This window comes from Cytobacillus sp. FSL W7-1323 (genome assembly GCF_038595015.1).
In the GTDB taxonomy this organism is placed as follows: domain Bacteria; phylum Bacillota; class Bacilli; order Bacillales; family Cytobacillaceae; genus Cytobacillus; species Cytobacillus kochii.
This window is the reverse complement of the sequence record NZ_CP151998.1, coordinates 291,984-309,445: the sequence shown is the minus strand read 5'-3', so window position 1 is coordinate 309,445 and position 17,462 is coordinate 291,984. Positions and strand designations below refer to the sequence as shown.

The following is a 17,462-nucleotide window of genomic DNA, read 5'->3' as shown; positions in this document are numbered from 1 at the left end:
ATTCAGGAAGGGTCACCTCTCTTTTTAACATAACTACATACCTCATATCTTAACATTATTATCCAATGTGTAGGAATACCCTAAATGTCATTTTTTACATAGGTTTTAAAATATAAAAAAAGGCTCAAGCCACCAATCATATAGAGTCTCGAGCCTTTTCATTCCATTTTCATTTACTTAATTTAAATCAACTGCTTTTTGAGAAGCTTTCATTTGTTCAGCAATGTCACTAATGAAGGTTTGCTCCAGCTGTCTTACCATTTGCTCTTCTGCTCTAAGCATTGCCTGCTCAATTAAACAGCCTTCATTATGTGGGTGGTCGTGATCAAGTGAACAGTGAAACAGTTGATTACTTCCTTCTATCGCTTGGATCACTTGTAAAAATGAAATATCTCCATTACGCTTCACTATACGGTAACCACCTTTTGCTCCGGGTGTGGATTCGATTAACCCCGCTTTTACCAGCTTTGTTAATATTTTTGATAAATAAGTCGGCGATAGATCTTGCACTTTTGCTAACACGTCCACCCCGACAGATTCACCTTTTGGAGCCAAGTATAAGTAAGCCATTGTGTGTAAACCATAATTCGTCGCACTTGAATATTTCATTTTTACTACTCCTTTTTTCTAAAAATCTTCGGCTAATAAATCACTCACAACAGCAATGCCCGCCCTACTTCCGTCACTAGCCGCAAATATAAGTTGAGCCATTGGCATTGTTGATGTGTCACCACTAGCATAAACACCTTCTATATTTGTTCTACCAAATTCGTCTGTGATAATGCCACCATTTTCATTTACTTTACAACCTATTATATCAGCTAAAGGAGAAGCTTGCTTTGACATCATCCCAACAAATCCACCATTCCTTTCTAATCTATCCCCATTTGTAAAGACAACTTCTTGTAATTGTCCCTCTTCACCATGTAAATAAGCAATTTCTTCCTCCAATACACGGATTCCTTTCGAGGCTAACATTTCTTTTTCTTCTCCTGTTAAAATCTTTTTCCCATTAGAGCATACAATAATATCATTACTCCAATTCGTTAGTAATTTAACCATATGGGTAATACCTTCCATCTCAGAAACAACCACGAGTTTTCTCTCCCTTAACTCCCAACCATCACAAAAAGGACAATGAAAGATACTTTTGCCATATAACTCTTTTAATCCTTTAATAGGAGGTAATTGATCCTTCACTCCCGTTGCTAAAATCACTTTTCTCGATTGTATAAGATTACCTGAGCTTGTCTTAATGAGGAATATATTGTTTTCTTTTTTAAGCCCCGTCACCTTTTCGTTCTTTAATGAAATGCTTGGATATTTCTGAAGATCTTCTTTTGCTAAACGTTTAAATTCAACTGGTGCAATTCCATCTCGTGTAATAAAACCATGTGATTCATGTGTAACACTATTCCTCGGTTTATCATCATCAAAAAGCATGATATTTTTTCTTGCTCTCCCTAATACAAGCGCCGCATTCATACCTGCTGGACCGCCACCAATAATCACACAATCTAACATTTTATTACTCACTCCTCAATATAAATATATTATAGACCTTTAATATCTATAATAAGAAGTATAACGATTAAAAACAAGGAAAACAACTCGCACTTTAGAGTAAAGACGTTTTCTAGATAAAAATTAATAGCAGCAGTTGGCGAATTACTCTCATTATTTGTACTTATGTTCATAATAAAAAGTGCTCACCAGAAGATGAGCACTCTCTTATTATTTTTATTAATCATCTAATTCAACTTTTAGTACTTTACCCGTTAAAGCATCAATTTTTATTTCTGCTTCTTGTTTGCCTTCTAATTCAATATCGTAAATAAGTGTCCCATTATCGTGATCAAGTTGCAGTTCACTGAACTCTCCGCCTGCTTCTTTTTCAGCTAATTGAATGGCTTCACTTGCAGAGAATAGCTTTTGATCCAGTGTAATTTCTTCGTCCTGCTCATCTTCTTTCTCTGATTTCACTTTAAGCACTTCACCAGTATTTGCATTTAACTCTACATCTGTTTCAGTCCCATTCCCTTGTAGCTCTACATTATATACGAGATTTCCTCTTTCCCACTCTAATTCAACATCAGTTACTTTTCCTTTCCCTTCCTCTTGTGCTGTCTTGATTGCTTCTTCAATTGAAAGGGTTCCTTCATTTGTATTGCTTGTTTGTTTTTGTTTCACTTCTTCACCATTTGTTACCGTTGCTTTTGGGGCATCATCATTGGCAAATGTGGTTGCAGCGAAAACGCCTCCTAATGTAATAGCTCCTGCTAATAAACCTACTCCTACTTTTTTCATTTTAATTTCCTCCTGTTTGTTATGTCTATACTGCTATATTAAACAGCTATCATGAGATAAAATTGTGAGGAAGATTAAAATAAGATTAGAATTCACTTCTTTTTCATTAATCCCAAGTCACAGTTGATTCACCTGTAATGGCATTCACTTCAACTATAGCCTCTTTTTCATCACCCGTTTCAATTTCGATAAGATAGAAGACATGATCCTCTTCATTTTCCAAGTCAACATCGTCTACTTCGCCTTGAACAGCTTGGAGAGCAATTTCAATCGCTTCTTCTTCTGTCAGAATCGTATTTTTCGGAGGCTGTTCATTGGCCAGCTCATTTGAAAGGACTTTCCCAGTTACTGCATGTAAGGTAATTTCACGCGCTTCTCCGTCTTTAACTACTTGAGCGACAAATACTTCTTCGCCTGACTTTTCTTTTAGATTTACTGAATCAATTTCCCCTAAAGAAGCAGTTTGCACTAATTCCTTGACTTCTTGTTCCGTTAAACGTTGTTTTTCTTCTCCTATTCTTGACATTTCTTCAATTTCACCACTTGCACGATTAATGTGTAGTTGATACATTTGGCCTGCGCGATCGAAAGAAACGATAAACTCTTTACCTTTATTCTCTGTTTCTTGGATAACGCCTCCATATCGTTCCTCAACTATCTGCTTTACCTCGCTCTCAGCTAATTCATCCGATGGCAACACAAACTGTTTGAGCAAGAGCCAGACAATAATGATCATGATGAAAAAAAACAGAATGAATCCTAAGCTACTAATTACCTTCTTCTTCATTTTCTCATCACTCCTGACTTTGCCCTTTATCAAAAAGTATTTTCACTTTCGTTCCTATTCCTAATTCGCTTTGAAGCGTTAACTGAACATCAATCGCTTCTGAGATTTCTTTTGCCAAAGATAAACCGAGTCCGCTACCATTTTTCCCCCGCTTCCTTGCGGGATCTACTTGGTAAAAGCGATCAAACACTCTCGCCTGATCAGCTTTAGAAATACCAACTCCTGTATCAATTACTTCAATAAATGTTTGCTCATTTGCCTTCCCGATAATAATTTCAATCTCATTTTCACTATATTTCCTAGCGTTATCTAATAAGATAAACAATAGTTGCTTAAGCTTTTGCTCATCAGAAGTGACCGTCGTTTCTTTTAAGCCATTTATTGTAATGTGGCGCTGATACGCCCTCTCAAATGAACGACTAACTTCAGAAAGGAACGGGGAGAGCGTAATCTCCTGTTTTTGTACATTCCATTCTTCGTTATTCTTCGCCAAAAGAAGCAATTGTTCAGTTAGTTCTCTCATTCTTATTGCCTCTGAGTGGATAGCTTCAACAGATTCATCGACTAAATCTTTATCTTGGTACCCGCGTCTCTTAAGCAAATTAGCATAACTTTCTATGATTGTTAATGGTGTTTTTAATTCATGAGAAGCATTAGCAATAAATTGCTTTTGTTTCTCATCATTCTCCTCAAGCAACGTAATCATATGATTGAAGGTTTCACCCATTTCCCTCAATTCGATGTCTGCATTTCGATGGAGCTCCAGCTGTTTAAATTGGCCACTATTTCTAATTTCCTTCATTGTTGCAGTTAAAGAAAGAATCGGCGTAATAATCACGTTGCCGACAAACCTACTTGAAAGGAATACAGGTATCGTTGCAACTAGCGTTACGATAAAGAGAACGGTCTTTAATATATTTAAATTTCGATAACTTGCTTCAATATCTTTTCCTATTTGTAAGTTTGCCACTTCTCCACTAGGCAAAATCATTGGTGTTGAACTAATAACTATATGGTCGTTCTTAATAATTTCTGTCTTATCACTTGCTCCAAATTGAAAAGCCAGCTTATCTACCTTTTCATTATCCATCGAAGTGGTTGTTGTTGCTTCTCCATTTTCATGAATAATTCTTATAAACCCATCAACCGGTACATACGCCCTTAATAAGCTTCCTTGAGGAAGAGTGCCTAGGGATTGATGGAACTCAGTTAAAACCCTATTTAATTCTTCTTTTGCCTGCTCCTTCTCACCCTCTAGCGTAATGGATTGAAAAATAAAGTATATTGTAAAGTTCATTACAATGAGTAAAACAATAAATAAGACCGCAGTATATAAATGAATTCTATTTTTGATCTTCATGTTGGTTGCCTGAGGGTATAGCCCACACCTCTTACTGTTTGAATAAGCGGTTTGACATCATCAGATACTTCTAACTTCCTTCTTAAATAACGAATATACACATCAACCACATTTGTATCACCGCTGTAATCGTACCCCCACACTTTAGACAATATTTGGTCTCTTGTCAGCACTTGGCGTTCATTCTCAGCTAAATAGAGCAATAAATCGAATTCCTTAGCAGTCAACTCAATGGATTGTTCCCCTCGCATGACTTCTCTCGTCTGCTCATTCATTTTTAAATCGCTACAAGTTAACCATTTTCCTCCTTCTTCCTTACCGCCTTTTTGTTTCAATCGCAAAGCTGCTCTCACTCGTGCTAGCAATTCTTCTATTTGAAAAGGCTTGGTGACATAGTCATTCGCCCCAAAATCAAGTCCAGTTACTTTATCTTCTACTGCACCTTTAGCTGTTAGTAATATAACCGGTGTAACCGTATCATTCCCTCTAATTCTACGCAGAATTTCCATCCCACTTAAACCTGGTAGCATCACATCTAAGAGGATAAGATCCCACTCTTTTTCTCGGTAATGATTCATCGCCTCCATGCCATCATACACCTTTGTCACTTGATAACCTTCATACGTTAATTCAAGCTCTAATAAGCGCGCAATTTTTTCCTCATCCTCAACAATCAAAATCTCCTCTGCCATCCACCACGCCTCCTTTTACAGTTATTATTAACTTACCAAAAGAACATTAAAAACAAATTAAAATTTTCATTAAATAAATCTCCCTTTTTTGAAGGAGGTCTCACCATATTGATTATTCGTTCGACTTGAGGCGTACACTATAAAATCTCATTGCCCTCGGCACACCCTTCAATTCAAAAACACCTAAGAACGCTAGCGTTCTTAAACGGTATTCAATAAACAAATCCCCAATGGGTTGGTCTAAATGTCCAATGACCTCACCAATTAGGCGGGTAGACTTCATAAATTCTTTTCCCTTTTGAAGCTCCCTTGCCTTAGCAATAATCATCTCATCTAAATAATGTTCACTGACAGGAGTCAACCTTCCTTCTTTCCATGTCCTTAAAAAGACGTCCTTCGATTGAGCAAGCGTAACCCAAAGTTCTATCCATTTTTGACGTTCATCTATTGATAAGAGGAGATAATTTTCCACATTTTTTATATATTCCATCCACTGCTCGGGCGCAAGCTCACCTGTATGTAGAATATCTTGACGTGTTAAACTTTGCTGGTGCTCCTGATCTAAACCTATATATACTTGATTGTTTTTCTCCCGTAATAGGTAGACTGCATAGGCTATTCCTGCCTGTTCATGCGCATTTTCACATCCCCAAATAAAAATTTTACATTGTTCGGGTAATGCCTGTAACTTCATCCAACTTTCTTCTATCCGTGGAATATAGTCAAAAATAAATTCATCTTCTAAATTAATATGTTCAAACAACCAGTCCCTTCGCTTCTCAAGACCCTCTATTTGATGCAATTGCCATAATGGCCCGATCGAAAAATTAATCGGAATAGTAATGACTCTATCACTCATATTTAATTTCTTTATTGCTTGTTTTAAACTCCCCGCACTCGAATCGCTAAAAACAATATGTATATTACCTCCTTGAATAGGAGGAGTTTCCTTATCAAATGTTAACACTGCTTGATAAAACTTCTTCATGCTAGTCATATAATCCTCATCAGAGTAATTTCCTGAACGAAGCATTTCAGTATGTAATAACATTTGTAACAGTAAGGATCTTGCTTTATGATCCGATAATTTATCTACTTGCTGTTTAATTTGCAACTGCTAATCCACTCCCTATACACTTTTATAACAATCAATTACCATATTTATAAACTCATAAGTACTTCCGTTTGTTTCATGCATATATATGCGACTCGTGCGAAACCCTACTCGTTTATATAGTTTAATAGCCCTTTTATTGAAAGTAGCTATAGATAATGTCATCTGTTTAGGTTCATAATTCTTTCTTAAAAAACACATCGCAGCCTTTAAGAAAGTGGCACCTTTTCCTTGACCAGTTAAGTCTGGTCTCATCCCAAGGCCTAAATCCATTGAGTCACCCATTTGCTCAATCATCAAAAAAGCGATAAGCTCTTCTTCATCCTTTACAAAAAAAACAAACTCGCCCCGTTCTTTTTCATCCAAAAATGCAACTAAATCCTCCTCATCTTCTTCAATATTATAAAAATCATAGGGGGCATCATACTGCCAAGTTAAAGAAATTTCCTCAGCTTCCTGTTGCGACATTTAAATGAATCGGCATTATAGACTCCTCCTTATTTTAGTAAATTATACCACTTCCTATCTATTCAAGGCCCTAACTAGCCATTTAATATGCAGGGCCCTGCTTTTGACAGCGAAGTCCGCATTGAGCGCGATACTTTTGGAGTAAAGTGTTTCCTACTTTTTTTTAGACTTGTATGCGTTTTTGGCTCTTTCGCGCATTTCCTCGGCTTCCTCTATACCACTTTTGCGCGTATCCGGCATTTGCGCGCAATTCTTCTTCGCTTTCTCATAACTTGTGCGCATATTTGGCTCTTTCACGCATTTCCTCGGCTTCCTCTATACCTCTTTTGCGCGTATCTGGTATTTGCGCGCAATTCTTTTTCTCTCTCTCATAACTTGTGCGCGTTTTTGGCTCTTTCGCGCATTTCCTCCCCCTTCTCTATACCTCTTTTGCGCGTATCTGGCTTTTGCGCGAAATTCTTTTTCTCTCTCTCATAACTTGTGCGCATATTTGGCTCTTTCGCGCATTTCCTTGGCTTCCTCTATACCGCTTTTGCGCGTATCTGGCTTTTGCGCGAAATTCTTCTTCTCTCTCTCATAACTTGTGCGCATATTTGGCTCTTTCGCGCATTTCCTCCCCCTTCTCTATACCTCTTTTGCGCGTATCTGGCTTTTGCGCGCAATTCTTCTTCGCTTTCTCATAACTTGTGCGCATTTTTGGCTCTTGCGCGCATTTCCTCTGCCTTCTCTATGACTCTTTTGCGCGTATCTGGCTTTTGCGCGCAATTCTTCTTCTCTTTCTCATAACTTGTGCGCATTTTTGGCTCTTTCGCGCATTTCCTCGGCTTCCTCTATACCCCTTTTGCGCGTATTCGGTATTTGCGCGAAATTCTTTTTCTCTCTCTCATAACTTGTGCGTATATTTTGCTGTTTCGCGCATTTCCTCTGCCTTCTCTATGACTCTTTTGCGTGTATCTGGCTTTTGCGCGTAATTCTTCTTCTCTTTCTCATAACTTGTGCGCGCATTTGGCTCTTTCCCGCAATTCCTCCCCCTCCTCTATGACCCTTTTGCGCGTATCCGGCATTTCCGCGCAACTCTTCTTCTCTTTCTCATAACTTGTGCGCGTATTTGGCTCTTTCCCGCAATTCCTTCCCCTCCTCTATGACTCTTTTGCGCGTATCCGGCATTTCCGCGCAACTCTTCTTCGCTTTCTCATAACTTGTGCGTATATTTTGCTCTTTCGCGCATTTCCTCTGCCTTCTCTATGACTCTTTTGCGCGTATCTGGCTTTTGCGCGCAATTCTTCTTCGCTTTCTCATAACTTGTGCGCGTTTTTGGCTCTTTCGCGCATTTCCTCGGCTTCCTCTATACCTCTTTTGCGCGTATCCGGCTTTTGCGCGCAATTCTTCTTCTCTTTCTCATAACTTGTGCGCATATTTGGCTCTTTCGCGCATTTCCTCGGCTTCCTCTATACCGCTTTTGCGCGTATCTGACATTTTCGCGCAATTCTTATTCTCTTTCCCTTAGCTTGTGCGTGTATTTGATTCCTGCCACATAGTTTCTTATTCTCTTCCCTCGCATTTTAGGTTATGCAGCCAAGTTAGACTATTAATCGCAAACAAAAAAAATACCACAGAATTAAATTCTGTGGCATACAAATTCTATGATAACTTTTAAGAAGCTTTTTGAACTTTATTATCAGCTGGCGGGTTAAATTGGCCTTCCCACTTTGCGATAACAAGTGCAGCAAGGGAATTACCAACTACGTTTACTGCTGTACGACCCATATCTAGGATACGGTCGATACCTGCGATAAAAGCAAGACCTGCTGCAGGTAGTCCAATTGTACTGAAAGTAGCTAGTAGAACAACAAACGAAACGCCTGGTACACCTGCCATACCTTTAGAAGTAATCATTAGTACAAGCATTAGTGTGATTTGTTCAACAATACTTAACTCAATACCAAACATTTGTGCAATAAATAATGCTGCAATGGCTTGGTATAAAACGGAACCATCGAGGTTAAATGAGTAACCAGTTGGAATAACAAAAGAAGCGATATGTTTCGGGCTTCCTGCTTGTTCCATCTTGTCCATAATTCTTGGAAGAACCGTTTCTGAACTCGCTGTTGAGAAAGCAAGCAGTAATTCTTCTTTAATGGATCCAAGTAATTTAAAGATATTCACACCGATAATTTTAGCCATAATTCCTAAAATAACGATAACGAAGAATGCCATTGTACCATACACTGTTAACGCTAATTTCCCCAAAGGAATCAATGAAGCAAAACCATATTTTGAAATAGTCACACCAATTAACGCAAACACCCCTATTGGTGCGTACTTCATAAATAAGTTTGTTACATAAAACATGGCCTTAGCTGTGCCTTCAAAAAATCTTAATACTGGTTTCCCTTTTTCACCTATTGCTGCGACTCCTAGTCCAAATACAACGGCAAAGAATATAATCGCAAGCATGTCACCTTCCACCATTGCTTGAACCGGATTTGTCGGTACAATATGCAATAGTGTGTCGGCTATTGATTTTCCTTCTTGCTCTTCATTCGTTTCAACATATCCAGAAATATCATTCTGTTCTAAGCTCTCCATATCCAAACCCGCTCCAGGTTGGAATATATTAGCAGAAATAAGTCCCACTGCAATCGCTACCATTGTCATTCCAATGAAATAAAACAGTGATTTCCCGCCGAGCTTACCGACTGATTTAATGTCACCAACACCAGCAATAGCAACGATGATTGTTGAAAGAACGATCGGTACGACGATCATTTTAATTAAACGGATAAATAAATCACCAAATGGCTGTAAAAAACTTTGAGCGGTTTCATTTCCGTAGAAAATACCACCAATGACAATACCTAAAATAAGACCAATCAAAATTTGAGTAGCTAGACTCATTTTAAATATTTTTTTCATTTAAAAAACCTCACCTTCTATAAATTTGATCTAGTGCTTAGGCAAGGGAAACAAGGTTAATTAATTTAAGGTGAAAATAAACCAAAAAAAAAAGCCTTTTCAGTCATTTTCCCGCAATCATATAAACTCCTTTTGTCTCCTTTAATGCTGACGAGGTTAGCTTTCGGGTTAGGACTAAGGGAAACAGTAAGCCCCTCTAACATACATAGATTCACCCCAAACGGACATGTCCGCTGTAAAAATTGGGTCCCCCGTTCTTAGAAAAAAGATTAAGCAATATATTACAAAATACTTTTCTATTATATTATTAATACATTGAAATTGTAAATAGCAAGAATTACCGAGGATATTTAAAGCTGTGCGTTCACTATAGCGCACCTATCTAGCAAAACCTTTATAATTCTAGCAAATACTTATCATTTCTCCTGTTTACTATAATATTCTTCAGTTTAATTCTTCCGATTATTCCTCTTTTTTTAAATAAAAATTAAAGAAAAATATACACAAATTTTACAAAACTAATTTTTCTGAAATATTAATTATTTAGTCTATCTAAATAATTAATCAACGGTTACCGCAATGATCTTGTTTATGGTGGTTGATTTCATCGAATGCTTTTGTTATCACTAAAATAAGGGGGTTTACAGATGCCTGTCATTAAACATCGTTTGTTGATTCATGCCGATATTCACTTATGTTTTGATTTAGCTAGAAATGTGGAAGTACATACGGAGACAGCAAAGCAATCACAGGAGCGAGCTGTTGCCGGAGTGACTTCAGGTTTACTCAGGAGTGGGGATACAGTAACATGGGAAGCTATACATTTTGGTGTAAAGCAGAGACTAACAGCAAAAGTTACGGAGATGGAACGCCCCTATCAATTTACAGATGTATTGGTAAAGGGTGCTTTTCAATCATTTATCCATGTTCATGAGTTCCGCGAGCATGATGAAGGAACAGAAATGATTGATTCATTTTCTTATATTTCACCATTAGGATTGATTGGAAAGATAGCAGACTTCCTCTTTTTAAAAGCTTATATGCAACGATTCATAACCAAAAGAGCGATAGCATTAAAAAAGATGGCAGAAGGGAATACATAACCCTCGCCATCTTTTTACTTAAGGTAGATTGATTTGCCAAGACACACCGAAGCGATCATTAATCCAGGCAAATTGTTGACTAAAACCATAATCACCTAAAGGCATTAATTCCGTACCACCGTCTACTAGCTTTTCGTAGACAACACGAAGTTCTTCCTCAGTATCACAATTCAAATAAAAGGAAAAGCTTGGTGTGAAATTGAACTGATGGGCGATATTACTATCAATGCACATCACTTCTTGGTCCTTTAGCTTGAATATGGCATTCATTACTGTTCCTTCATCACCCACTTCATTTTCACCATAGCGGACAATATTTATAATGCTTGAGTCTTCAATAATTGACGTATAATAATTCATCGCTTGCTCTGCTTGGCCATCTTGAAACATAAGAAAAGGCATGACACTTTTCATCGCTAATCTCCTTTATCTCTCATTTTCATTCATCATACTTCAATCGGAAGTTAGGAGCAAATCATTAGCTAGAGACAGCCTTATCTTCAAAATAACTTGCCTTTGATGGACGATAGATAGTTGCGACTAACGCAATGGAAACAATTCCACTAATCACTGCAAATACAACACTTACTTCTTGTAGGGTAAACCACTCAGCTAGGAGACCCAGTAGTAATGTCAAACCAATTTGGACGATTCCTTGCAATAGATCAGCTACACTTGCAAACCTCCCCATTATGTCGACAGGTACTTGTTTTTGGAAAAAAGTAACGTAACCTGCATTTGCAAACGTAAAGAAGAACCCTAATATGACAAAGGCTATGGTTGCAGTCAAATAATGTGAAGATGCATAGAAGACAATGTAACCGATGGATGTCAATAACATCCCCGCACCAATATATAGTTTTAATGATAATTTTTTCGCTAATAAACTCGAACATAAACCGCCAAATATAGCACCGATACCTGTCATAGCCACAATATAGCCATACGCTTCATTAGATAGGCCAAGATCTCTCGTTAAAAAGGTAACTTCTTGAGAATCTAGGGCGACACATATGAGCATCGTCGTTTGGAACAACAAATAGACAGATATAAAATATTTGGCTCCTTTTGAAAACCGGATAATTGTTCGCCAATCTTCTATTAATGTTTTTAAGCGAATTCGCTCTCTAACATGATTATTCTGCTCATCCACATTAGGAAGTAAGAAAATAAAGAAAGCACAAATAATAAAAGTAGCCGCATTAATATAGAAGCAGACAGCCAAACTAACCGTCGTCATTAGTACACCTGCAATAGCTGGACCAATCATAATTGCCCCATTACCTGCCATTCCGATAAGAGAGTTAACTCGCTTACGTTCTGACTCTGGAATTAATTTGGTTATGTATACTTGTGAGCTTGGTCCAAAGAAACTACCAGCCAAATTAATAAGTAACAATAAAAAGTAAATTAACCATAATGAATGTAAAAATGGTAAACAGACAACTAAAAGACCACGTACAATATCGATAAAAATCATTAACCTTCTTTTATTTACTCTATCAATCACGCTTCCTGACCAAAGGTTGGTCATAAGCATTGCTAGAGGTCTAATAATATAAAGACCCGCAACTGCAGCTGCAGAACCGGTTAAGTCAATAATATATACGTTCAACGCAATCAAATAAATCCAATTTCCTAAATAAGAAACGCCTATACCCAATATAAGCAGCGCAGGATTTCTCCACCCGATAGGTATCACCCCTTGCAAAAAAATATAAGATTCAGAAAATACAGTACAGGAAATATGTTACACTACTTATAAAAAATAACAAGGGGAAATCGATGGAAATTCACGAAAGAAACTTACAAAAAGAGGAAAAAGTAGTTAGATATACTCATATAAATTCAGGTGCTCCGTCCGTATGTATTATGTTTTCAGGAGCGGGATACAACTATAATCATCCATTGTTTTACTACGCTACGATGATGATGATTGAACAGGGCATTGATGTTGTTCATATCCATTATCAATATGAAGCAAATTTATTAAAAACACATAGAGTAGAAGACATTTCATCCTTAATGATGGCAGATATTCACCTAGTTATTACGGATCTATCTCAAAAACATATCTATCAAAAAACCATCCTGTTGGGCAAATCTCTTGGTACGATACCGATCACTTTACACCTTGCGAAAGAAGAAATTTTCCGTGAGGCACAGATTATTCTTTTAACACCGTTATTAAAACTCCCATCAATCGCTAAGGCAACAGTACTTATAACGCAAGAGGTGTTACTCGTCATCGGTAATCAAGATCCATATTTCCATCATGAAACAATCGAAGAAATGAAGGAACGTTCTATTCAAATAAAAATAATCGATGGCGCAAATCACTCACTCGACATCAACTATCATACGGAACAATCCCTTCAAACTTTAAAAACAGTAATGGCTGAATTAAAAAGATTTATTTCTTGAAAGCGAAAAAAAACTAAAAATTATTTTACCATGCTTTTTAAAATCTGTTTCTTATATTTGTGAAAATCAATAATGTCGAAGCCGATAAAGTATTTAGACTGCTCATCAGCAAAATAAAATTGGATGCCTTTTAGCAGATAATGTTTCTTAACAGCTTGTCCAGATAGCCGGAAGGATAGGGTTTCTCCATTTTCGTGATATATTTTTTCTTCCCCTGCTATCGGGGATAATCTTTGCGCAATCTCTCCAAAACATTCTATACCAACGATTCGATCATGCTCATCAATATCGACTAGTAATGGAGAATCACCCACATCTTCTGTTGCTTGAATAGTATACGTTTCTGAATCAGCCAGTAAATAAATATAGCCAGCCTTCGCCTCTGTATCAAATGTAATTCTAGATTCCAATCGTTTTCCCCCCCAGATTTTTAGTTTATTATGTAAACATAGGGTTCCTCTTTATAGAAACCCTACATTCTTACGGTTTAATTATTTTTATTATTAATTGTATTAGCCAACTGGGAAAGCATTTGTTTCATTTCTTGTTGCTCTTGTTGATATCGGTTAGAAAGCTCGATTATTTCACTTTCATTGCCTTTTATCATAATAATGACTTGATTAGCGGCCGTTCTTTTGATCACGCGATACCCTTGCTGTGAAGTAGTTGCTATTCCTTCATTATTTGGTAAACAATAGCCATTCACTTGACAACTACCATCATCTCTTACTCTTAATTGTCCCAATAACCCTACTGCAGACCACTCTTGTCTATCTTGTCTTGAAACATAAGATTGCGATGGATCCCATTTCGTACTAATGATCGGTTTGGTTTCTGTAACCGATGAGCGAGTTTCTCCATTTTTTGTAGCTGGCAAAGGTACTTCAATATGGGTGTATATTCTACGTCCCCATTCATCTAATTCATATTTCCCCTGCCAATTCAAGCTTGCACTATTACCTAATAAACTTGGAGTAGCACTTGTTACACCAAGAATATAGCTATCAGATGCAGTTGCCTTTCGCATCTTATCTCCTTCTAATGTAACAAAGTATCCTGGATCAATTGCCAAGCCATCTATACTTTCAAACATCTCTGCTATATCTGCCCCACCAGTATTGTATGTGGCTCCATCAATATACATTTCGCCATTACTAGCTAACCATTTAGCACCGAGGCTTCTTGTGTCTGCAGCTGTACCGTTACCAATAAACCATGAAAAAGGTTCTTCGGCATCACCGTATCTACCTATAATATGTGCGCCGGCTTGATCATTTGTACTTGTTCCAAGTCCCTCCGCATGAGAGTAATCACCTGAAGCGATCGTATCTGTGCCTTCTGCATGACTTGCTAATCCACTCGCCACATTGTTAAATCCTTCAACATGGGAACTATTGCCGCTTGCAGTGTTAGGTGCAGGTAAGTTTGCACCATCTGAACCCCCTTCTGCGTGTGCTGAAAAACCACTTGCGGTATTTTCTGTTCCTTCCGCATGAGAAGCATTTCCGCTGGCAATTGTACCTAATCCTTCTGCATGTGCATAAGGGGCATCAAGTGTTGTACTAGATAAGTAGCCCTCAGCATGGGAAGCAGTGCCCGCTGCCACAGTACTCTGACCTTGGGCATGTGCAAAAGTGCCTGAAGCAATTGTGGAATTTCCTTCTGCATGCGATGCGTAGCCAGATGCCTCTGATCCATCACCCTCCGCATGAGACCAAGTACCAGAAGCAACTGTTGAAGTACCTTCCGCATGAGCCGCATCTCCACTTGCAACGGTTAAATATCCTTCCGCATGAGTATACACACCTTGTGCCTGTGTACTCCCCCCTTCGGCATGAGAGTAAGATCCTATCGCTTGAGTATTGTACCCTTCGGCATGAGTACCAAAGTTACTTGCTACACTTAGAAAACCCTCGGCATGTGCGCCAGAATTGGAGGCAGTTGTTTGAATGCCCTCCGCATGAGCACCATAAGCTGTTGCATTTGTTGAACCACCTTCTGCATGCGAAGCGATAGCGGTAGCAGAAGTAGATAAACCCTCGGCATGTGCAGCACTACCAGAAGCTAACGTACCATCTCCTTCCGCATGAGAGGCATCTCCACTCGCGGTTGTACCTAACCCTTCTGCATGCGAAGCACCCCCACTTGCTGTTGATTCTGAACCTTCTGCATGCGAAACATCTCCACTTGCACTTGTTTCAGAACCTTCGGCATGAGAGGTTTCTCCACTAGCTGTTGTTGCATAACCCTCGGCATGACTATTATCTCCAACCGCCGACGTATTTGTTCCTTCAGCATGTGCCTCATTTCCAATTGCCGAAGTATTAATCCCCTCGGCATGAGAGGCATATCCACTTGCTTCAGTCCCATGTCCCTCAGCGTGTGATACTCCACCGATGGCCAAACTTTCAAAACCCTCCGCATGGGAGGCTGTCCCTAATGCATTCGTAGAATTCCCCTCAGAATGAGACCCATCACCGTTTGCAGTTGTACTAAAGCCTTCTGCATGTGCAGCGACTCCACCTGCATTCGATTGAGCCCCTTCTGCATGTGAACCAATTCCTTCTGTTGTTGTTCCATAACCTTCTGCATGTGAGCTATCAGCAATCGCTGTATTCCCAAAGCCTTCCACATGGGATGCTGTGCCTAAAGCTTCCGTCGAATTCCCCTCCGCATGGGAGGCTTGCCCACTCGCTAGTGTATTAAACCCTTCACTATGTGCGGCGACCTCCGTCGCATTAGTACTTGATCCTTCCACGTGAGAAGCTGCACCTGTTGCTGTTGATGCATAACCCTCGGCATGTGATGTCTCACCAGTTGCTATACTATTATAGCCCTCCGCATGAGACGCTGTGCCAACAGCTTCTGTTGTACTACCTTCCGCATGCGAAGCCACACCACTTGCAGTAGTATTATAGCCACCTGCATCGGAACATGTCCCTAAAGCATTTCTATTACAATCAGCCAAATGTAACACTCCTTTCCACAAGAATTTAATCTTTATCCTGATAGTTTATTAAGAAGAGATCATTTTCGTGTGGACAAGTAACCTATTTTTATCACTTTATCTCTTTGGCATTTTCTAAATGTAACCATATTACCGCTCAACTCTTACAAGGCAAAAAAAAAACGAAAAAATGATATATGAAGCAACATTTTTTCGTAAAATTACTCTATTTATATATATCTTGTAGCTTAAGTCCCTTCAAAGATTCTTCCCATTCAGTGATAGACCACTTTTTGCAAACTTTCTGCAACTCCTCTGGTGTATCCACCGTACACATCAACTCTAAACTATTGCCGTCCGGGTCTTTAAAATAAACTGACGCATTACTTTGATGTGATCGAATAAATGGAGCCACCGACTTTCTGTTACCAAATGGCACTGCTTCAATTCCCTTTGTTTCTAACCAATTTAATGACCGCTTTAAATTTTCATAGGAAACGCGAAAGGCAACATGTCTAACAGAAGGATGATAAGGCAACTTGTACTCTTCACCTTGCCATAGACCTAACCAACTTTTATCCTTTTCAATCCAGAGAAATACTGTATCTTCATCCCTTAATGCCACCTGTAACCCTAGATTCGTATAAAATTCAATCGCGTCATCTAAATTTTTGACTGGTAAATGAGCTTCATATAAGCCTTCTATCATTGCATCATCAGTCCTCCTTTATCTAATTATATTTTTATACAAAAGAGAACTCATCACGACCGATAAAAGCTGTATCTTACTTACGACTTTTGATGGAGAGCGGACTTTGCAATAAGCTACTCTCTTGAATCACAATAGCCAACTTCTCCTAGTCCCTCCACGATTTCTCTGGTCGATCTGATGGAAAGCCATGTGTTATGCGATACGCCTTCCTCTCCTCCGTGAAGTCAAACCATTTTTTAGACATTTGCTTATTGTTAGCAAAATGAATGACACAGCGAATTTGATCTTCCACACAGCCATCCGTTCTCACACCCATTTCCTTTTCCAGCAGATCAAATAGTTGTCCAGGGTTTTCATTCTTTATATCTTCTAAACGATAGATTTGCAGATATCGAACAAGTTTATCCGCTAATTCAAAACCAATTGAGGGCACCAATTGGAAGTCTGCCCATCCCTTAATCTTCCGTGCCCTTTCATCTGATATATTTAAATGCTGACTAATTTCTTTTATCCCAAGTATATGTATTTGGCTGATCTTCAATCTTGCCTCTCGTAGTCTAGACCTTTCATCCGCTGTTAAAGGTAATTTAGGTTGATAAGATGGCATCGGCTTCCTCCTTACTGGCTTACAT

19 protein-coding genes and 1 riboswitch are annotated in these 17,462 nt (G+C 38.6%); of the genes, 2 read left to right on the top strand and 17 right to left on the bottom strand.

Annotated features, from left to right (window positions below):
- Positions 1-177: 177 nt before the first annotated feature.
- From MKX67_RS01675 to MKX67_RS01625, 11 genes are all read right to left on the bottom strand, one after another.
- A complete protein-coding gene (locus MKX67_RS01675) occupies positions 178-609 on the bottom strand; it encodes an Rrf2 family transcriptional regulator (protein WP_095370962.1) in 432 nt (143 codons plus the stop codon).
- Positions 610-627: 18 nt separating this feature from the next.
- On the bottom strand, positions 628-1,524 hold the full coding sequence (locus MKX67_RS01670) for an NAD(P)/FAD-dependent oxidoreductase (protein ID WP_095370963.1): 897 nt from the start codon (positions 1,522-1,524) through the stop codon (positions 628-630).
- Between the two features lie 219 nt (positions 1,525-1,743).
- Entirely contained in the window at positions 1,744-2,307 is a 564-nt protein-coding gene (locus MKX67_RS01665) for a PepSY domain-containing protein (protein WP_095370964.1), read from the bottom strand.
- 106 nt (positions 2,308-2,413) lie between these two features.
- A complete protein-coding gene (locus MKX67_RS01660; RefSeq protein ID WP_095370965.1) occupies positions 2,414-3,094 on the bottom strand; it encodes a PepSY domain-containing protein in 681 nt (226 codons plus the stop codon).
- A 7-nt stretch (positions 3,095-3,101) separates the two neighbouring features.
- On the bottom strand, positions 3,102-4,454 hold the full coding sequence (locus tag MKX67_RS01655; RefSeq protein WP_095370966.1) for an ATP-binding protein: 1,353 nt from the start codon (positions 4,452-4,454) through the stop codon (positions 3,102-3,104).
- Positions 4,451-5,146: a response regulator transcription factor gene (locus MKX67_RS01650; protein ID WP_095370967.1), complete on the bottom strand. Its 696-nt coding sequence runs from the start codon at positions 5,144-5,146 to the stop codon at positions 4,451-4,453. Before MKX67_RS01650 ends, MKX67_RS01655 begins: the two co-directional genes overlap by 4 nt.
- Positions 5,147-5,258: 112 nt before the next feature.
- Positions 5,259-6,260 (bottom strand): DUF1835 domain-containing protein, encoded by a 1,002-nt coding sequence (locus MKX67_RS01645; RefSeq protein ID WP_095370968.1) that lies wholly within the window; start codon positions 6,258-6,260, stop codon positions 5,259-5,261.
- 15 nt (positions 6,261-6,275) lie between these two features.
- Entirely contained in the window at positions 6,276-6,728 is a 453-nt protein-coding gene (locus tag MKX67_RS01640; RefSeq protein WP_322910271.1) for a GNAT family N-acetyltransferase, read from the bottom strand.
- Positions 6,729-6,881: 153 nt separating this feature from the next.
- Positions 6,882-7,025 carry a hypothetical protein gene (locus tag MKX67_RS01635; RefSeq protein ID WP_322910270.1) on the bottom strand — a complete coding sequence of 48 codons (144 nt, stop codon included), beginning with the start codon at positions 7,023-7,025 and terminating at the stop codon, positions 6,882-6,884.
- A 945-nt stretch (positions 7,026-7,970) separates the two neighbouring features.
- Positions 7,971-8,111 carry a hypothetical protein gene (locus tag MKX67_RS01630; protein WP_342488797.1) on the bottom strand — a complete coding sequence of 47 codons (141 nt, stop codon included), beginning with the start codon at positions 8,109-8,111 and terminating at the stop codon, positions 7,971-7,973.
- A gap of 270 nt (positions 8,112-8,381) precedes the next feature.
- On the bottom strand, positions 8,382-9,644 hold the full coding sequence (locus tag MKX67_RS01625) for a cation:dicarboxylase symporter family transporter (protein WP_095370971.1): 1,263 nt from the start codon (positions 9,642-9,644) through the stop codon (positions 8,382-8,384).
- Positions 9,645-9,774: 130 nt separating this feature from the next.
- A riboswitch (cyclic di-AMP (ydaO/yuaA leader) is annotated at positions 9,775-9,930 on the bottom strand.
- A 361-nt stretch (positions 9,931-10,291) separates the two neighbouring features.
- On the opposite strand from MKX67_RS01625, the gene MKX67_RS01620 reads away from it, so the two are divergent.
- Positions 10,292-10,747, top strand: a complete 456-nt coding sequence (locus tag MKX67_RS01620) for an SRPBCC family protein (protein ID WP_095370972.1) — start codon at positions 10,292-10,294, stop codon at positions 10,745-10,747.
- An 18-nt stretch (positions 10,748-10,765) separates the two neighbouring features.
- Here MKX67_RS01620 and MKX67_RS01615 read toward each other — a convergent pair whose 3' ends face one another.
- Positions 10,766-11,161: a VOC family protein gene (locus MKX67_RS01615; protein ID WP_095370973.1), complete on the bottom strand. Its 396-nt coding sequence runs from the start codon at positions 11,159-11,161 to the stop codon at positions 10,766-10,768.
- 64 nt (positions 11,162-11,225) lie between these two features.
- Positions 11,226-12,371 (bottom strand): MFS transporter, encoded by a 1,146-nt coding sequence (locus MKX67_RS01610; RefSeq protein ID WP_324837809.1) that lies wholly within the window; start codon positions 12,369-12,371, stop codon positions 11,226-11,228.
- Between the two features lie 161 nt (positions 12,372-12,532).
- Between MKX67_RS01610 and MKX67_RS01605 the strand changes: the two genes are divergently transcribed.
- The gene (locus MKX67_RS01605) at positions 12,533-13,171 is read left to right on the top strand and encodes an alpha/beta family hydrolase (RefSeq protein WP_322910268.1); all 639 of its coding nucleotides are present in this window, start codon (positions 12,533-12,535) and stop codon (positions 13,169-13,171) included.
- Between the two features lie 20 nt (positions 13,172-13,191).
- Here the strand turns inward: MKX67_RS01605 and MKX67_RS01600 are convergent, their stop codons facing one another.
- The 4 genes from MKX67_RS01600 to MKX67_RS01585 form a co-directional block, all read right to left on the bottom strand.
- A complete protein-coding gene (locus tag MKX67_RS01600; RefSeq protein WP_157733822.1) occupies positions 13,192-13,581 on the bottom strand; it encodes a DUF2283 domain-containing protein in 390 nt (129 codons plus the stop codon).
- Positions 13,582-13,658: 77 nt separating this feature from the next.
- Positions 13,659-16,139 carry a peptidase G2 autoproteolytic cleavage domain-containing protein gene (locus MKX67_RS01595; protein ID WP_095370976.1) on the bottom strand — a complete coding sequence of 827 codons (2,481 nt, stop codon included), beginning with the start codon at positions 16,137-16,139 and terminating at the stop codon, positions 13,659-13,661.
- A gap of 205 nt (positions 16,140-16,344) precedes the next feature.
- Positions 16,345-16,827 carry a VOC family protein gene (locus MKX67_RS01590; protein WP_095370977.1) on the bottom strand — a complete coding sequence of 161 codons (483 nt, stop codon included), beginning with the start codon at positions 16,825-16,827 and terminating at the stop codon, positions 16,345-16,347.
- 148 nt (positions 16,828-16,975) lie between these two features.
- Entirely contained in the window at positions 16,976-17,437 is a 462-nt protein-coding gene (locus MKX67_RS01585) for a helix-hairpin-helix domain-containing protein (protein WP_095370978.1), read from the bottom strand.
- Positions 17,438-17,462: the final 25 nt, after the last annotated feature.

Excerpts from the sequence above, each read along its gene's own strand:
- MKX67_RS01620 (WP_095370972.1), top strand. The coding sequence starts at position 10,292 with ATGCCTGTCATTAAACATCGTTTGTTGATTCATGCCGATATTCACTTA.
- MKX67_RS01660 (WP_095370965.1), bottom strand. The coding sequence starts at position 3,094 with ATGAAGAAGAAGGTAATTAGTAGCTTAGGATTCATTCTGTTTTTTTTC.
- MKX67_RS01670 (WP_095370963.1), bottom strand. The coding sequence starts at position 1,524 with ATGTTAGATTGTGTGATTATTGGTGGCGGTCCAGCAGGTATGAATGCG.
- MKX67_RS01665 (WP_095370964.1), bottom strand. The coding sequence starts at position 2,307 with ATGAAAAAAGTAGGAGTAGGTTTATTAGCAGGAGCTATTACATTAGGA.
- MKX67_RS01615 (WP_095370973.1), bottom strand. The coding sequence starts at position 11,161 with ATGAAAAGTGTCATGCCTTTTCTTATGTTTCAAGATGGCCAAGCAGAG.
- MKX67_RS01585 (WP_095370978.1), bottom strand. The coding sequence starts at position 17,437 with ATGCCATCTTATCAACCTAAATTACCTTTAACAGCGGATGAAAGGTCT.
- MKX67_RS01650 (WP_095370967.1), bottom strand. The coding sequence starts at position 5,146 with ATGGCAGAGGAGATTTTGATTGTTGAGGATGAGGAAAAAATTGCGCGC.
- MKX67_RS01625 (WP_095370971.1), bottom strand. The coding sequence starts at position 9,644 with ATGAAAAAAATATTTAAAATGAGTCTAGCTACTCAAATTTTGATTGGT.
- MKX67_RS01640 (WP_322910271.1), bottom strand. The coding sequence starts at position 6,728 with ATGTCGCAACAGGAAGCTGAGGAAATTTCTTTAACTTGGCAGTATGAT.
- MKX67_RS01590 (WP_095370977.1), bottom strand. The coding sequence starts at position 16,827 with ATGATAGAAGGCTTATATGAAGCTCATTTACCAGTCAAAAATTTAGAT.
- MKX67_RS01655 (WP_095370966.1), bottom strand. The coding sequence starts at position 4,454 with ATGAAGATCAAAAATAGAATTCATTTATATACTGCGGTCTTATTTATT.
- MKX67_RS01675 (WP_095370962.1), bottom strand. The coding sequence starts at position 609 with ATGAAATATTCAAGTGCGACGAATTATGGTTTACACACAATGGCTTAC.
- MKX67_RS01605 (WP_322910268.1), top strand. The coding sequence starts at position 12,533 with ATGGAAATTCACGAAAGAAACTTACAAAAAGAGGAAAAAGTAGTTAGA.